Below are 12730 nucleotides of genomic sequence, written 5' to 3'. Positions count from 1 at the left end.
GTAACTGGTTTTTTGTATGGTAAATTACTAGTGACTAGTAAAGTAACGATAATCTTTACTCTTATCAAAAACAACACCGCGGGCATTTTCTCCATTAGAGATTGAAAATACAGCTTTTGGATAGCGCTCATGAACTTTAGCTTCCAAGTAATTTCGCATCATTTCATTGTTTGCAAGAACTGAACCTGTCAGAGCAATGCGCATTGGCTTTGGTTCCTCGTAGCGATCCATACCAATGATAATATCGCGGGCGAGTAACTCAGCCTGTTCTTTAATTACTGCAGTTGCATTTTCATCGCCACTGTCAGCTAATTTTGCAACGCTAACAGCCATTGAAGCAACTTCTGGATTAGTCATTTGGTAGAACTTGGCAGTCCCATCAACGATGTTATCAGTCTTAAATAAGTCATTAAACATTGGAATAAGTTTGTTATCTTCGCGCTTATCCCAGCTTAATAAGGCAGACTTAAGTGCAGTCAAGGCAATTGCATAACCGGAGCCTTCATCTCCCAAAGTGGCACCGTATCCGCCAGTAGTGATGATTCGCCCATTTTGTAAACCGTTAAATACTGAACCGGTTCCTGCAATAACCAAACCGCCGTCTTCGCCTTCAAGACCACTATAAAGTGCTAATAATGAGTCTGTAACTGCACGCGTTGGTAAGTTATTAACTTTAGCAGAAATTTCTGCAGCCACTTCGGAGGCATGTCCAATAACTGATAGGCCTGCCATACCGCACAAAATGCGTTGGCAATCACCATCAATTTCATCAATTAGGTGGTTAATGGCACTAGTGATGTTCTTGATTGCAGTGTCGTAATCTGTATTGACTTGACCCGGGCCAGCTTCACTACGTTTAATTTCGTTACCGGTTAGATCATAAGCAATTGCGGTAGTATGTGTACCACCAGCATCGACACCAATTTGGTATTCAAGTGTCATAGTTTTATCTTCCTTCCATTAATTACTCTTTTCACTATCTATTCTATTACAAAAAGCTTAAATGCAGAAGATGTTTCAGTAAATAAAGAAGTAGATAATTGCTTTTTAAAAAGAGTGATTCAGCAAATTTACTATTTTGCTGTTCTCTTTTTAAATTTTGTCAAAGCAACAAGCAAGTGATGGAATTACAACACTGCATTTGATAAAATAGCCTTAGTTTAGTGAGGTTGGATTACGTGAAATTTTTTAAAAAGGATCAAAAATCAAATAGAAATAAGACAGAATCGTCAACACCACTCAGAATGAAGTTAATTCTGGGCATTATTTTTGTGCTTTTTGCTACATTAATTGGTCAATTAGCTTATTTACAAATCGGTTATGGGTCCCGGTTTAAAGCAGAAGTACAAAAATCAAATTCTGCTGTTGTCTCTAGCCAGGTTCCGCGTGGTGTGATGTATGATAATAAGGGACGAGTTTTAGTTGGTAACACCGCCAAAAATGCGATTACTTATACTAAGAGCGTTTCAACGACTATTGATGATGTCTACTCAATTTCTAATAAGCTCAGCAATTATATTTTGATTAAGAACGAGAAACCAACTGAACAACAAATCATTGATTACTATTTGGGTAATAAGGAGAATAGTAAGCGAGAAGCTGCTAGAGTTCCTAAATCTATCCGTGCTACCGAAGATGATGAAAAAATTAATAAAAGTATTCAACAACAGGTTCAAGCAAAGCATTTAAAACTATCTAAACGGCAGGAAACAGCAGCGTTAATTTATAACAAAATTTCCGGTGCGTATACACTGTCAACCATTTACGTCAAAAATGATGGTTTAACCGATAAGGAAATTGCTGAAGTAGGTGAGCACTTATCTGAATTGCCAGGAGTTGGAATTGGAACTGACTGGCAAAGATCATATCCTAATGGTTCTTCTATTCAAAGTATTATTGGCTCGGTTTCCACCCAGAAGGCTGGTTTGCCGAGTGATAACTTGCAATACTATTTGACCAACGGTTATTCAAGAAATGATCGGGTTGGTACTTCATATTTAGAAGAAGAATATGAGCCACTGTTAAAAGGAACAAAATCAACCAGTAAAGTTTCAACGACAAGTTCCGGTAATATTGAGCAGACTAAATCAGTTTATTCTGGTCAAGCTGGAGCAAGTTTGGTTTTAACGATTGATGCACGCTATCAAAAAGAAGTACAGAAATCACTTGAACAGATTTATTCTTCCGCGATTGCATCTGGAGCTGCTCATTATTCAAACGGTGCCTATGCCGTTGCAATGAATCCTAAAACGGGTGCACTTCTAGCAGTTGCTGGAATTAGTCGAGATCCAAAGAAAAATAAAACAACTAATAATGCCTTAGGCGTCATCAATCAAGCCTTCGTTATGGGATCTGCCGTTAAGGGAGCAATGGTTAGTGGTGGCCTAATTAACAAGATTATTACGCCAACAGACAACGTGATGCCCGATGTTCCAGTTTATCTACCCGGAACACCGATTAAGAAATCAGTATATCCAGTGGGAACGTTTGGCTCATTGGATGCCTCAACAGCACTGGAAGTTTCTAGTAACATTTACATGATGCGTTTGGCAATGAAATGGGTTAACGCTAAGTATGTTCCTAAAGAATTTATTAGTATGCCTAATACTGCCTTTGATACAATCAGACATAATTTTAATATGTTTGGCTTAGGGCAGAAAACTGGTGTTGATTTACCAGGCGAAATTTCAGGTATTCAAGGTAAGTCCTTTAATGAACACGGGCAGATTTTATCAGGGTCAGTTCTAGACTTGTCTTATGGTAACTATGATGCATATACACCAATTCAAATGGTGCAATACGTTTCAACAATAGCTAATGGCGGCTATCGAATGCAACCATATATCGTCCAGTCAATTGGTCGAACTTCCAGAAATGGTAAAAAGGTTTATATTGATTATGACAAAAAACCTAATGTTCAACTAAAAATTCCATGGACACCAAGTGAACTGGATGTAGTTCGGCAAGGATTTTGGCGTGTTGTACACGGTACTAACTCATGGGGTACTGCGCATAAGATAAAGAATGTTAAACCGTCAATTTCCGGTAAATCTGGAACAGCGCAAACCTTTTATTATGATCCAGATAACCCTAATCAAAAGAATCCACCAGAGTTAGTCAATGCAACGTTTGTAGGATATGCACCATCGGACAATGCAAAGATTGCGACTGCCGTTGTTTTCCCAGGTTTAGACCCTGATTTGGAAGGCTCTTACACACTGCAAATGACTAAAGCAATGGTTCAAGATTACTTTAAACTCTATAAAAAATAGAAAAAAGATAATAATTACTGGTAAAAGTGAAAGAGAAATGCTAAACTTATACAGTCAGAATAAAGAATTTAGGTGGTGAAAGAAATGGCAGATAACATCATTTTGGAATGCACCGAATGTGGCGATAGAAGTTACTTATCTAAGAAAAACAAGCGTAAGCATCCGGATCGTTTAAGTTTGAAGAAGTATTGTCCAGTTGAAAGACACACTACTCTTCATCGTGAAACTAAGTAATAAACCAATATGGCAGGAGCCTATGCTCCTGCTATTTTTTGTATAGGGAAGACATGGACAAAAAAGAATTTAGGCAACAACAAATAAAGATTTTAGGTGAATATGCGGACAGTGAGCAAAAGATAAATGAAGATCAAGCTTTGCTTGAGAGCTTTATTAATACTGAGCTATTAAAAAATAGTCGTAGTATTGGAGTCACTTCTTCTCTATCCTATGAAGTAGATACTGCTAAGCTGATTGCTTATCTGTGGGATTTGGGCAAAGAAGTTTATCTTGCACGTGCGAATAACGATAAAGAACACACGCAAGATTTTGTTCTATATAACTATATGACAAGAGTTTCGCGCTCAAAATTTGGTGTAGAAGAAGTAAGTGATCCGCACGCTAAAATTAATAATGAACTCGATTTGTTGATTGTTCCTGGATTAGCTTTTGCCGAAGATTCCCATCAACGTTTAGGCTTTGGTGGAGGCTATTATGACCGTTTTTTGGCTAAACATACTGCCACTGAGACTGTTGCCTTAGCGAATACAAAAATGATTTTTAGTTCTGCTCAGTGGGAAATTGAGGCAACAGATATTCCGATTGAAATGATTATTACGCCTACTTCAATTTTACAAAATTAACGAGGTTAAGATGGATCAACGACAATATTTAAAAAATTGCTACGTAACTGTTGGCATTTTGGTAGTACTACTACTTACCTTTATTGTAGAAACAGCTCTTGGTGGCTCTGAAAATACGGCTGTTCTGGTTAAAATGGGCGCCATGAACAATTATGCTGTAGTTGGTGGAAACCAATGGTGGCGGCTCTTTACAGCCCAATTCTTACACATTGGCATTATGCACTTGGTTTCAAATGCGGTAATGATTTATTATATCGGTTACTACATGGAACCACTTCTTGGTCACTGGCGCTTTTTATTGCTTTACCTGCTTTCAGGTATCGGTGGTAATTTGTTAAGCTTGGCTATGGGAAGCGACAGTTCTCTTAGTGCCGGTGCTTCAACAGCATTGTTTGGCTTGTTTGGTGCAATGACTGCGGTGGCTTTAAAAAATCGTGCTAATCCAGTTATTTCATATTTGGGCCGCCAGGCTTTCTGGCTAGCAGCCATTAATATTGGATTGGATTTATTTGCTCCTAATATCGATATTCAAGGTCATATTGGCGGTTTTGTTGCAGGAGTACTTGTGGCAATTATCTTAGGAGACCACACGACACATCATTACTCGGTTAAAGAAAGAACTGTTGCTGCAGCTGTCTTAATTGTTTATTGTGTTGCCACAGTCAGAATGGGTATGGTCATAAAGCTATAATGAAAACACTATATGATGTACAACAGCTTCTTGAAAAATACGGCATATTTGTTCATGTTGGTAAGCGGATCTGGGATATTGAACTCATGGCGCTAGAACTCGATAATATTAATCATGCCCATCTAATTAGTCAGCACGATTACTTAGTGGCAAAACTAATTTTAAATCGAGAGCATGAATACGAAGAAAAGCATCAAAAAGATAACCATAGCTCTTAAAGAAATTTAGGAGTATATTATTTTTATGAACATTTTTACTAGAGGAGAAATCGATTTTTATGTCAACTTTTATAATTATTGTAGATATAGTATTAATAGTTATCATCTTGGCTTTTGTCGCTGTTTGGCTGTGGAATAAAATTCAAACAAAACGATTAGGCAATGGTGACTTAACCAATGAAGAATTTAATCAAGGAATGAGAAAGGCACAAATTGTTGATTTACGTGAAAAGGAACCTTTCAAAAGAAAGCACATTGATGGTGCCCGTAATCTTCCATACACTATGATGAAATACCAATACTCAGAGTTAAGACCAGACTTACCTGTTTATTTGTATTCCGATTCTTTGTCGGTTACTCTTCGTGCCGCTAGATTTTTGCAAAAGAAGAACTTCTCTTCAATTAAATGGCTAAAAAACGGCTTTGATGAATGGGATGGCCGTACCAAATCATCTAAATATTAATCTAAAAACATGTTTGTACTCTTTTTCAAACGTGTTTTTTTAATATATAATTAAAATCGATATGCAAAAAAGGGAAGCGAAAGATGCAAAAAGTATTAGCAATTGTTGGGCCAACGGCTATCGGTAAGACAAGCACAGCGATTAATCTAGCCACTGAGCTCAATGCGGAAATTATCTCCGGCGATTCAATGCAAATTTATCGTGAAGTTAAGGTGGGTACTGCCAAGCCGACGAGCGAAGAACAAGAATTAATTAAGCACTATTTGGTCGATGTGCAGTCGGTTTATGAGCCCTATTCAGTTAAGGATTTTGTTGACCAAGCACAGCAGGCAGTTTCAGAGATTGCACACAAAAGCAAGTTGCCAATTTTGGTAGGGGGAACAGGTTTTTATGTTAATGCCCTTTTAAACCGGATGCAACTTGGAGAAGTAAATGAACATACGCAAGCAGTAGACGATTATTGGCAAAGCTATTTAGATAAAAACGGTGAGGCTGCTTTGTGGCAAGAATTGGCTAAGCAAGATCAAGTGACTGCGTCTAGGATTCCAGTTACAAACTCAAGAAGAGTTTTGCGTGCTCTGACAGTTATTAAGCGCACGGGGAAGAAGTTTTCTGAACAACAAACACAAATTAAGCCGCGTTATGATTATCTGATTTTTGGCCTAAATTCTGATAGACAAGAAATTTATCACAGAATTGATTTACGAGTTGATCAGATGATGGATGCGGGTCTACTTGATGAAGCTAGGTTTATTTATGACAATCGGCAAAAAGAGTACCAAGTATTGCAGGCAATCGGGTATAAGGAATTTTTTCCATATTTTGAAGGTAATAAAGAACTTGATGATTGTGTTAAAGATTTAAAGACAGCTTCACGTAGGTACGCTAAACGTCAGCTGACCTATTTTAGGCATCAACTGCCAATTATATGGGTCGATCCCCTTAATGATCAAGATTATTTAGTAAAAATGAAACAGAAAGCAGAGGAATGGTTAAATGAATAATTGGCCAAAAGAATTACAACAGATTGTTAGTGAGATTGATAAGCAAATTGCTCCGCAGTTGGCAAAAATTGACGATAATATTTTGTATAATCAAAACAAAGTATTACAAGCATTTAAGGATAAGGCCGTAGCAGAAGCCGACTTGATTGGTAGTACCGGTTATGGTTCAGATGATAGTGGCCGTGATAAACTTGATCGTATTTATGCGCAAATTTTTCATACCGAGGATGCGCTGGTTCGTTCGCAGTTTGTTTCCGGAACGCATACTTTAGCTACTGCAATGGCAGGTAATTTACTTCCAGGGGATGAGTTAACTTATCTAACTGGAATGCCTTATGATACCTTGCAACAAGTTATTGGAATTGCAGGAGATGGTCGAGGGAGTCTGAAATCATACGGAGTAAAATTTTCTCATGTTGATTTGCTTGAGGATGGTAGCGTTGATTTTGACAGTGCACGTAGTTTGCTAGCTGAGCATCAGCCAAAAATGGTGGTTATTCAACGTTCACGTGGTTATGATACGCGTAAAAGTTTTACGATCGAAAAAATCAAGCCAATGATTGAAATGATCAGAGAAGTGAGTCCCGCCAGCATCATTTTCGTCGATAACTGCTATGGCGAATTTTCTGAAAAACATGAACCAACAGAATATGGCGCAGACCTAATGGCTGGCTCTTTAATTAAAAATGCTGGTGGTGGTTTAGCTAAAGTCGGTGGTTATGTTGTTGGAAAGCATGAGTTAATTGAAAATACGGCTGCACGTTTAACAGCTGGTGGTATTGGACGTGAAGAGGGTGCAAGTCTAAATAATAATTTGGATTACTTTGAAGGTCTGTTTATTTCTCCAAGTGTAACGGGAAATGCGATTAAAGGTGCAATTTATTCTTCTGCTATTTTAGAACGAATGGGAGCAGAAGTTTCTCCAAAATGGAATGACGATCGAACTGATTTGATTCAGGCAGTAATTTTCCATGACAAAGATAAAATGATTCGCTTTGCTAAAGCACTACAGGAAAATTCACCAATTAACTCGTTTGTTGATCCTGTGCCAAGCAATGATACTGGCTATGAAGATAAGGTTATTATGGCTGATGGATCTTTTGTTGAAGGTGCAAGTATCGAATTTTCTGGGGATGGACCAATTCGGCCTCCTTACGCAATTTACATGCAAGGTGGGTTAACTTATGCTCATGTTAAAATTGCGATTACCAATGCAGTTAATGAACTATTCTTCAAAAATTAATTTTTGTGCTCTAACGGCTTTATATAAGTAAAGCTTTTGTAAAGATTAGCAAAAAAATGGTTAGACCACTTTGACAATCATTTAATGTTTTGCTAATCTATTAATCAAGTTTTGAGCAAGGTTTGGAAAACTGTGTTCGGGCTATACCAATTGTTAGTTATTTATAGTTGTTTATATTTTTAGGTGGAAAAGCATGACAAAGAAAATTACAGCAGATGATATTAGAAAGAGCGTTATTGATGATGACGTTCGCTTTATTCGATTGGCTTTTACAGATATTAATGGAACTCTTAAAGCAGTAGAAGTTCCAACTAGCCAATTAGACAAGGTTTTGACTAATGATGTTAGATTTGATGGTTCTTCAATTGATGGCTTTGTTCGTCTAGAAGAAAGTGACATGATTTTGTTCCCAGACTTTTCAACTTGGTCAGTACTACCTTGGACAGATAGTCGTGGTGGTAAAATCGGTTGCTTGATTTGCTCCGTTCATACAACAGATGGTGAACCATTTGAAGGTGATCCACGTAATAATTTGAAGCGAATTGAAAAGCAAATGAAGGACATGGGCTTTTCTGCATTTGATATTGGTTTCGAAGCAGAATTTCATTTATTCAAATTAGATGAAAAAGGTGATTGGACTACTGAAGTTCCAGATCACGCTTCATACTTTGACTTAACTTCAAATGATGAAAGTGCAAGTTGCCGTCGTGACATCGTCGAAACTTTGGAAAGTATCGGTTTTGAAGTTGAAGCAGCTCACCATGAAGTTGGTGACGGCCAACAGGAAATTGACTTTAAGTTTGACGATGCTTTGGCAACTGCTGATCGTGTACAAACTTTCAAGATGATTGTTCGCGAAATTGCTAAAAAGCATGGTTTGTTCGCAACATTCATGGCTAAGCCATTACAAGGCCAAGCAGGTAATGGTATGCATACTAACATGTCATTGTTCAAAGATGGTAAAAATGCTTTCTACGATAAGAATAATGAGTACCACTTATCAAATACTGCACTTTACTTCTTAGACGGAATTCTTGAGCATGCTCGCGCAATTACAGCGGTTGCCAACCCGACAGTTAACTCTTATAAACGACTTATTCCTGGTTATGAAGCACCAGTTTATATTTCATGGGCATCTAAGAATCGTTCTCCAATGGTCAGAGTACCTTCGGCTGAAGAAGTTAATACTCGTTTGGAAATGCGTTCTGCTGACCCAACTGCTAACCCATATCTATTGTTAGCAGCATGTTTGGAAGCTGGTCTAGATGGTATCAAACGTGAAAAGATGCCAATGGATCCTGTAACTTGCAACTTGTTTGAAGTTAGTGAAGAAAAACGTAACGAAATGGGTATTAAACCTTTGCCTTCAACCTTGCACAATGCACTTAAGGCCTTCAAGAAAGACAAATTAATTCAAGAAGCACTTGGTGAACATCTTACCCAAAGCTTTATCGATTCTAAAGAACTTGAATGGGCACAATATGCCGAAACAGTTTCAGATTGGGAAAGAAATCGCTACATGGGCTATTAATTAACAAAAAATATAGTAAAAGCGAAACAAGCGATTGTTTCGCTTTTTATTTGCTGTACTATCTTCGAGCTGAAAAGCTGGTTAAAATAACAACTATTTTTTAATAATAAATGTATGATAAGATATATTCATCCTTAGTATTTATTGAGTTATAGGAGATAAAAAATGTGTACAAATATTTCAATTACTGCAGATAACGGAGATGTATTTTGGGGTCGGACAATGGACTTCACTTTTGATCCATTTAAGCCTAGTGCTGACAGTAAAATGACCTCTTATCCTGCAAATTATGAATTAGAAGGTTTGCATCAAAGTTGGTCAACTAAATATACTTTTATGGGAATTAATGTTAATGATTCTCTATTTTTTAATGATGGTATTAACAGTGCTGGTATTGTAGGGGACGCACAATACCTAGAAGAAGCTTCTTGGGATACAGTTGATAATCTCAAAAAGCGTGGCTTAAAACCAATCATCGGTGAAGAAGTAGTTGCCTACGTTTTAAGTAATTTTGGTAGTATTGCCGAAATTAAAGAAGCTTTTCAAAAGATGGGCCAGGAAAAAACAACTTATCCTGACTGGGAAGCTGCTGATACTGGCATCCCAACGCCAATTCCAATGCACTATACTTTCAGCGATTCAACTGGTAAAAGTGTCATTTTAGAGCCGGTAAATAATGGTGCTTTCAAAATTTATGATGGCATTGGGGTAATGACTAACAGTCCAGAGTATCCATGGCACTTGGATAACTTACGTAACTATCTTCAGCTTACAAACCACAATCTAGGTCATAACCAAATTACTGATCAACTTGATATCAAGCAAATTGAAAGTGGTTCTGGATTGATTGGCTTACCTGGGGATTATACAGCACCATCTCGTTTTGTTCGTAGTACTTACCTATCAAAATTCCTTGCACCTTTTCATTCTGATCAAGGAATTACACAGCTTTATAATGTCTTTAAAGCATTAATGATTCCAAGAGGGATTGAGCATCTTAGTGCAGAAACTGATAACTGTGATTACACTGGCTATTGGGCTGGTTATGACGTGACACAAAGAAGTCTATACATTCAACCTGAGGACTGTCCAACAATGACTAAATTTGTACTTGATCCGAATATAACTACTAAGGTTACACAGCCTATTCAGCACGAATTTAAAGTTTTAGAGACCAAAAACTAATTATTACTAATAAAGAAGGCATTTCAATAAATGGAGTGTCTTTTTTGATTGTTAAACTTTGCTGCAGTTGGTCCTAGCATAGAACGAGGGACATGCTTGAATAAAACTATCTTTTTAAAAAGCTTGAGTACCTAGCTAATGTTAGTTATGCAAAAACAATAGCTTTTTGTAATAGTAAAAATTTGCATGCAATTCGTAGTTAACTCAAAATGTTATAAGTGATAGAATAAAAACATTAATCTATTTTTAAAACTAAGTGAGAGATTAAATGGCTAAAGAAAAATCAATTTATACCAAAGACGTAATTCTAGTGATGGCAGCTTCGTTCTTTTTTATGTTCAGTACAATGTTTGTTAATCCACTAATTAACGGTTATGCCAAAAGTCTTGGAGCAAGTAGTGCATTTGCAGGCGTTATAGTCGGCATTATGAGTATTGCATCAATGTTTCTAAGGCCAATAGCAGGGAATTTAACAGATAAACTTTCTAAATATTGCTTATCATTGATTGGCGGTATTTTAATCATGATAGGTGTGATTGGCTATGTCATAGCTCCTGCTAGCAACTGGTTATTAATTTTTCGCTTGATTAATGGCGCCGGGTTCGTTCTATGTACTGTTTGCATGTCTACGTGGCTAGCATTTTTAGTTCCTCGGGCTCATGTCGGTCAAGCTATGGGCTTTTATGGCTTAATGAATGCTTTGGCAATGGCGGTTGCTCCGGCCTTGGCAATTAATGTTTATCAAAAAACTGGTTACCGGCTGGCACTAATTGCTTCTGCAATTGCAGCTTTTATGATGGTCATTATCATTCAATTTGTTGGTAATCGTGCAAATCCTAAAAAAGGTACGGCTAAGAAAAAGTCCGGTTCTTCGCATCAGTTTAAAATTATTCAAAAAAACGTTCTGCCAATCGCACTGCTGACGACATTATTTGCTTTTCCTTATTTTGCCACGCAAGCTGATTTGGTTACTTATGCTCAAGAACGTCATCTGAATGTTAATGTGGGATCATTCTTTTTGATTTATGCTGTGGTTCTACTAGTAATTAGAATCTTTCTAAAAAACTTTTTCGATACAGTCAAATTTGGTATCTGGTTTTGGGTTAGTATTGGAGCCACTTTGATTTATCTGCTTTTATTATCAACTATGAAGAATAATTTGATGATGGCCTTAGCTGCTGCTTTTATGGCAGTTGGCTATGGGGTAATCTATTCAATTTTGCAGTCAACAGCACTTCTTTTGGCGCCAATTAGTGAGCAGGGACTAGCAAGTAGCACTTTTTACTTGGGATTAGATATTGGGATGGCATTTGGTCCAATTATTATGGGATTAATTAGCGATCTTTTGCCAATTAAATTTTTCTACCCAATTCAATTGCTGTTATTACCACTGATGTTGATTGTGTACTGGCGTTACCATACCCGATTGAATGGGGCAATTAATCATCATTAAAAGTATGATAAGACCTAGGGAGAAAAATAGACTAGAGGTATGTAACATGGACAATTTTTCGCAAAAACTTGGTAAGTATTTAATTTGGATTATAGAGGGCATTGGTATTTTCTTTATTGCTACTGTAGTTTTTTTACTTATACAATCACCAACTTTAACTATGAGATTTTTCAACCATGAATCACCCCGTAATATCAATTACATACAACACTTATTAGTACTGGTAATTGGAACTATTGTTGGTTACGCATCAATTAATTTGCTATGTAAATTAATAAAAAGCAATATAAAAGGCAAAATGCGAACCAAAATAACTTTGAAAGGTACTATACTTGCGTTGGTGTTTTCAGTTATAGATATAGTACTTGATGTTATTTTATCTACAATACTAAAAACTAGTTCAAGCGATGGTGATCTCGTTCCATTATTAAAAACAGGTTTAGCACCTTTTTTAATAGTAACCATAATTATAGTTTCACCTATTTTGGAAAACCTTTTCTTTCAAGGATTTTTACAAGACGGTGTTTTTAAGAAATTGCCACCACTTTTTTCAATTGCTTTAACTGCTGGGCTTTTTGCACTTGCCCACGGAATCATACCTTCTTGGTCGACACTTGAATTTTTTATCGGCGGAATTAGCTTTGCACTTGCATATTATCTGACGGATGACTTTAAAATGTCTGCCTTGAGCCATATCTTTTATAATTTTCTTGTTTTAATAGTACACTTGCTTTTTGGATAAGGAGTCAGATTAAAAATTTGCGTGTAAATTACGATTGTAACTAAAAAAGTGCAACTAAACGATTGTT

General features: G+C 36.9%; 13 protein-coding genes. 12 read left to right on the top strand and 1 reads right to left on the bottom strand.

From position 1 onward, the window contains the following. Positions 1-27: 27 nt before the first annotated feature. Complete coding sequence (locus CRG87_RS03405; RefSeq protein WP_046307233.1) at positions 28-942, bottom strand: N-acetylglucosamine kinase; 915 nt, start codon at positions 940-942, stop codon at positions 28-30. A gap of 302 nt (positions 943-1244) precedes the next feature. Here CRG87_RS03405 and CRG87_RS03400 point away from each other — a divergent pair, with 302 nt between their 5' ends. The 12 genes from CRG87_RS03400 (at position 1245) to CRG87_RS03345 (ending at position 12663) form a co-directional block, all read left to right on the top strand. Further along, positions 1245-3272, top strand: a complete 2028-nt coding sequence (locus CRG87_RS03400; RefSeq protein WP_222710185.1) for a peptidoglycan D,D-transpeptidase FtsI family protein — start codon at positions 1245-1247, stop codon at positions 3270-3272. Between the two features lie 84 nt (positions 3273-3356). Further along, on the top strand, positions 3357-3506 hold the full coding sequence (gene rpmG, locus CRG87_RS03395) for a 50S ribosomal protein L33 (RefSeq protein ID WP_046307229.1): 150 nt from the start codon (positions 3357-3359) through the stop codon (positions 3504-3506). 53 nt (positions 3507-3559) lie between these two features. Continuing rightward, positions 3560-4132, top strand: a complete 573-nt coding sequence (locus CRG87_RS03390; RefSeq protein WP_074425080.1) for a 5-formyltetrahydrofolate cyclo-ligase — start codon at positions 3560-3562, stop codon at positions 4130-4132. Positions 4133-4142: 10 nt separating this feature from the next. Continuing rightward, a complete protein-coding gene (locus CRG87_RS03385) occupies positions 4143-4823 on the top strand; it encodes a rhomboid family intramembrane serine protease (RefSeq protein ID WP_074425082.1) in 681 nt (226 codons plus the stop codon). Further along, positions 4823-5041 carry a YqgQ family protein gene (locus CRG87_RS03380; protein ID WP_074425084.1) on the top strand — a complete coding sequence of 73 codons (219 nt, stop codon included), beginning with the start codon at positions 4823-4825 and terminating at the stop codon, positions 5039-5041. Before CRG87_RS03385 ends, CRG87_RS03380 begins: the two co-directional genes overlap by 1 nt. 59 nt (positions 5042-5100) lie before the next feature. Beyond that, positions 5101-5505, top strand: a complete 405-nt coding sequence (locus tag CRG87_RS03375; RefSeq protein WP_074425086.1) for a rhodanese-like domain-containing protein — start codon at positions 5101-5103, stop codon at positions 5503-5505. Between the two features lie 83 nt (positions 5506-5588). Next, positions 5589-6509 (top strand): tRNA (adenosine(37)-N6)-dimethylallyltransferase MiaA, encoded by a 921-nt coding sequence (miaA, locus tag CRG87_RS03370; protein ID WP_074425087.1) that lies wholly within the window; start codon positions 5589-5591, stop codon positions 6507-6509. After that, positions 6502-7752 (top strand): methionine gamma-lyase family protein, encoded by a 1251-nt coding sequence (locus CRG87_RS03365; RefSeq protein ID WP_074425089.1) that lies wholly within the window; start codon positions 6502-6504, stop codon positions 7750-7752. The genes miaA and CRG87_RS03365 overlap by 8 nt, the downstream gene beginning before the upstream one ends. Before the next feature lie 193 nt (positions 7753-7945). Beyond that, positions 7946-9283, top strand: coding sequence for a type I glutamate--ammonia ligase (gene glnA, locus CRG87_RS03360; RefSeq protein ID WP_074425091.1), 1338 nt, complete (start codon positions 7946-7948; stop codon positions 9281-9283). 165 nt (positions 9284-9448) lie between these two features. Further along, entirely contained in the window at positions 9449-10468 is a 1020-nt protein-coding gene (locus tag CRG87_RS03355) for a linear amide C-N hydrolase (RefSeq protein WP_074425093.1), read from the top strand. Positions 10469-10736: 268 nt separating this feature from the next. Continuing rightward, positions 10737-11921, top strand: coding sequence for an MFS transporter (locus tag CRG87_RS03350; RefSeq protein ID WP_074425095.1), 1185 nt, complete (start codon positions 10737-10739; stop codon positions 11919-11921). A 46-nt stretch (positions 11922-11967) separates the two neighbouring features. After that, positions 11968-12663 carry a CPBP family intramembrane glutamic endopeptidase gene (locus CRG87_RS03345; protein ID WP_074425097.1) on the top strand — a complete coding sequence of 232 codons (696 nt, stop codon included), beginning with the start codon at positions 11968-11970 and terminating at the stop codon, positions 12661-12663. The last annotated feature ends 67 nt before the right edge of the window (positions 12664-12730 follow it).

Source organism: Lactobacillus apis (assembly GCF_002837055.1).
Taxonomy (GTDB): Bacteria; Bacillota; Bacilli; order Lactobacillales; family Lactobacillaceae; genus Lactobacillus; species Lactobacillus apis.
The sequence above is the reverse complement of the archived record's forward strand: the minus strand, read 5'-3'. Positions and strand labels throughout refer to the sequence as shown.

Coding starts and splice junctions, on each gene's coding strand:
- CRG87_RS03355 (WP_074425093.1), top strand. CDS start 9,449: ATGTGTACAAATATTTCAATTACTGCAGATAACGGAGATGTATTTTGG.
- CRG87_RS03345 (WP_074425097.1), top strand. CDS start 11,968: ATGGACAATTTTTCGCAAAAACTTGGTAAGTATTTAATTTGGATTATA.
- CRG87_RS03400 (WP_222710185.1), top strand. CDS start 1,245: ATGAAGTTAATTCTGGGCATTATTTTTGTGCTTTTTGCTACATTAATT.
- glnA (WP_074425091.1), top strand. CDS start 7,946: ATGACAAAGAAAATTACAGCAGATGATATTAGAAAGAGCGTTATTGAT.
- CRG87_RS03385 (WP_074425082.1), top strand. CDS start 4,143: ATGGATCAACGACAATATTTAAAAAATTGCTACGTAACTGTTGGCATT.
- CRG87_RS03390 (WP_074425080.1), top strand. CDS start 3,560: ATGGACAAAAAAGAATTTAGGCAACAACAAATAAAGATTTTAGGTGAA.
- rpmG (WP_046307229.1), top strand. CDS start 3,357: ATGGCAGATAACATCATTTTGGAATGCACCGAATGTGGCGATAGAAGT.
- CRG87_RS03375 (WP_074425086.1), top strand. CDS start 5,101: ATGTCAACTTTTATAATTATTGTAGATATAGTATTAATAGTTATCATC.
- CRG87_RS03365 (WP_074425089.1), top strand. CDS start 6,502: ATGAATAATTGGCCAAAAGAATTACAACAGATTGTTAGTGAGATTGAT.
- CRG87_RS03380 (WP_074425084.1), top strand. CDS start 4,823: ATGAAAACACTATATGATGTACAACAGCTTCTTGAAAAATACGGCATA.
- miaA (WP_074425087.1), top strand. CDS start 5,589: ATGCAAAAAGTATTAGCAATTGTTGGGCCAACGGCTATCGGTAAGACA.
- CRG87_RS03405 (WP_046307233.1), bottom strand. CDS start 942: ATGACACTTGAATACCAAATTGGTGTCGATGCTGGTGGTACACATACT.
- CRG87_RS03350 (WP_074425095.1), top strand. CDS start 10,737: ATGGCTAAAGAAAAATCAATTTATACCAAAGACGTAATTCTAGTGATG.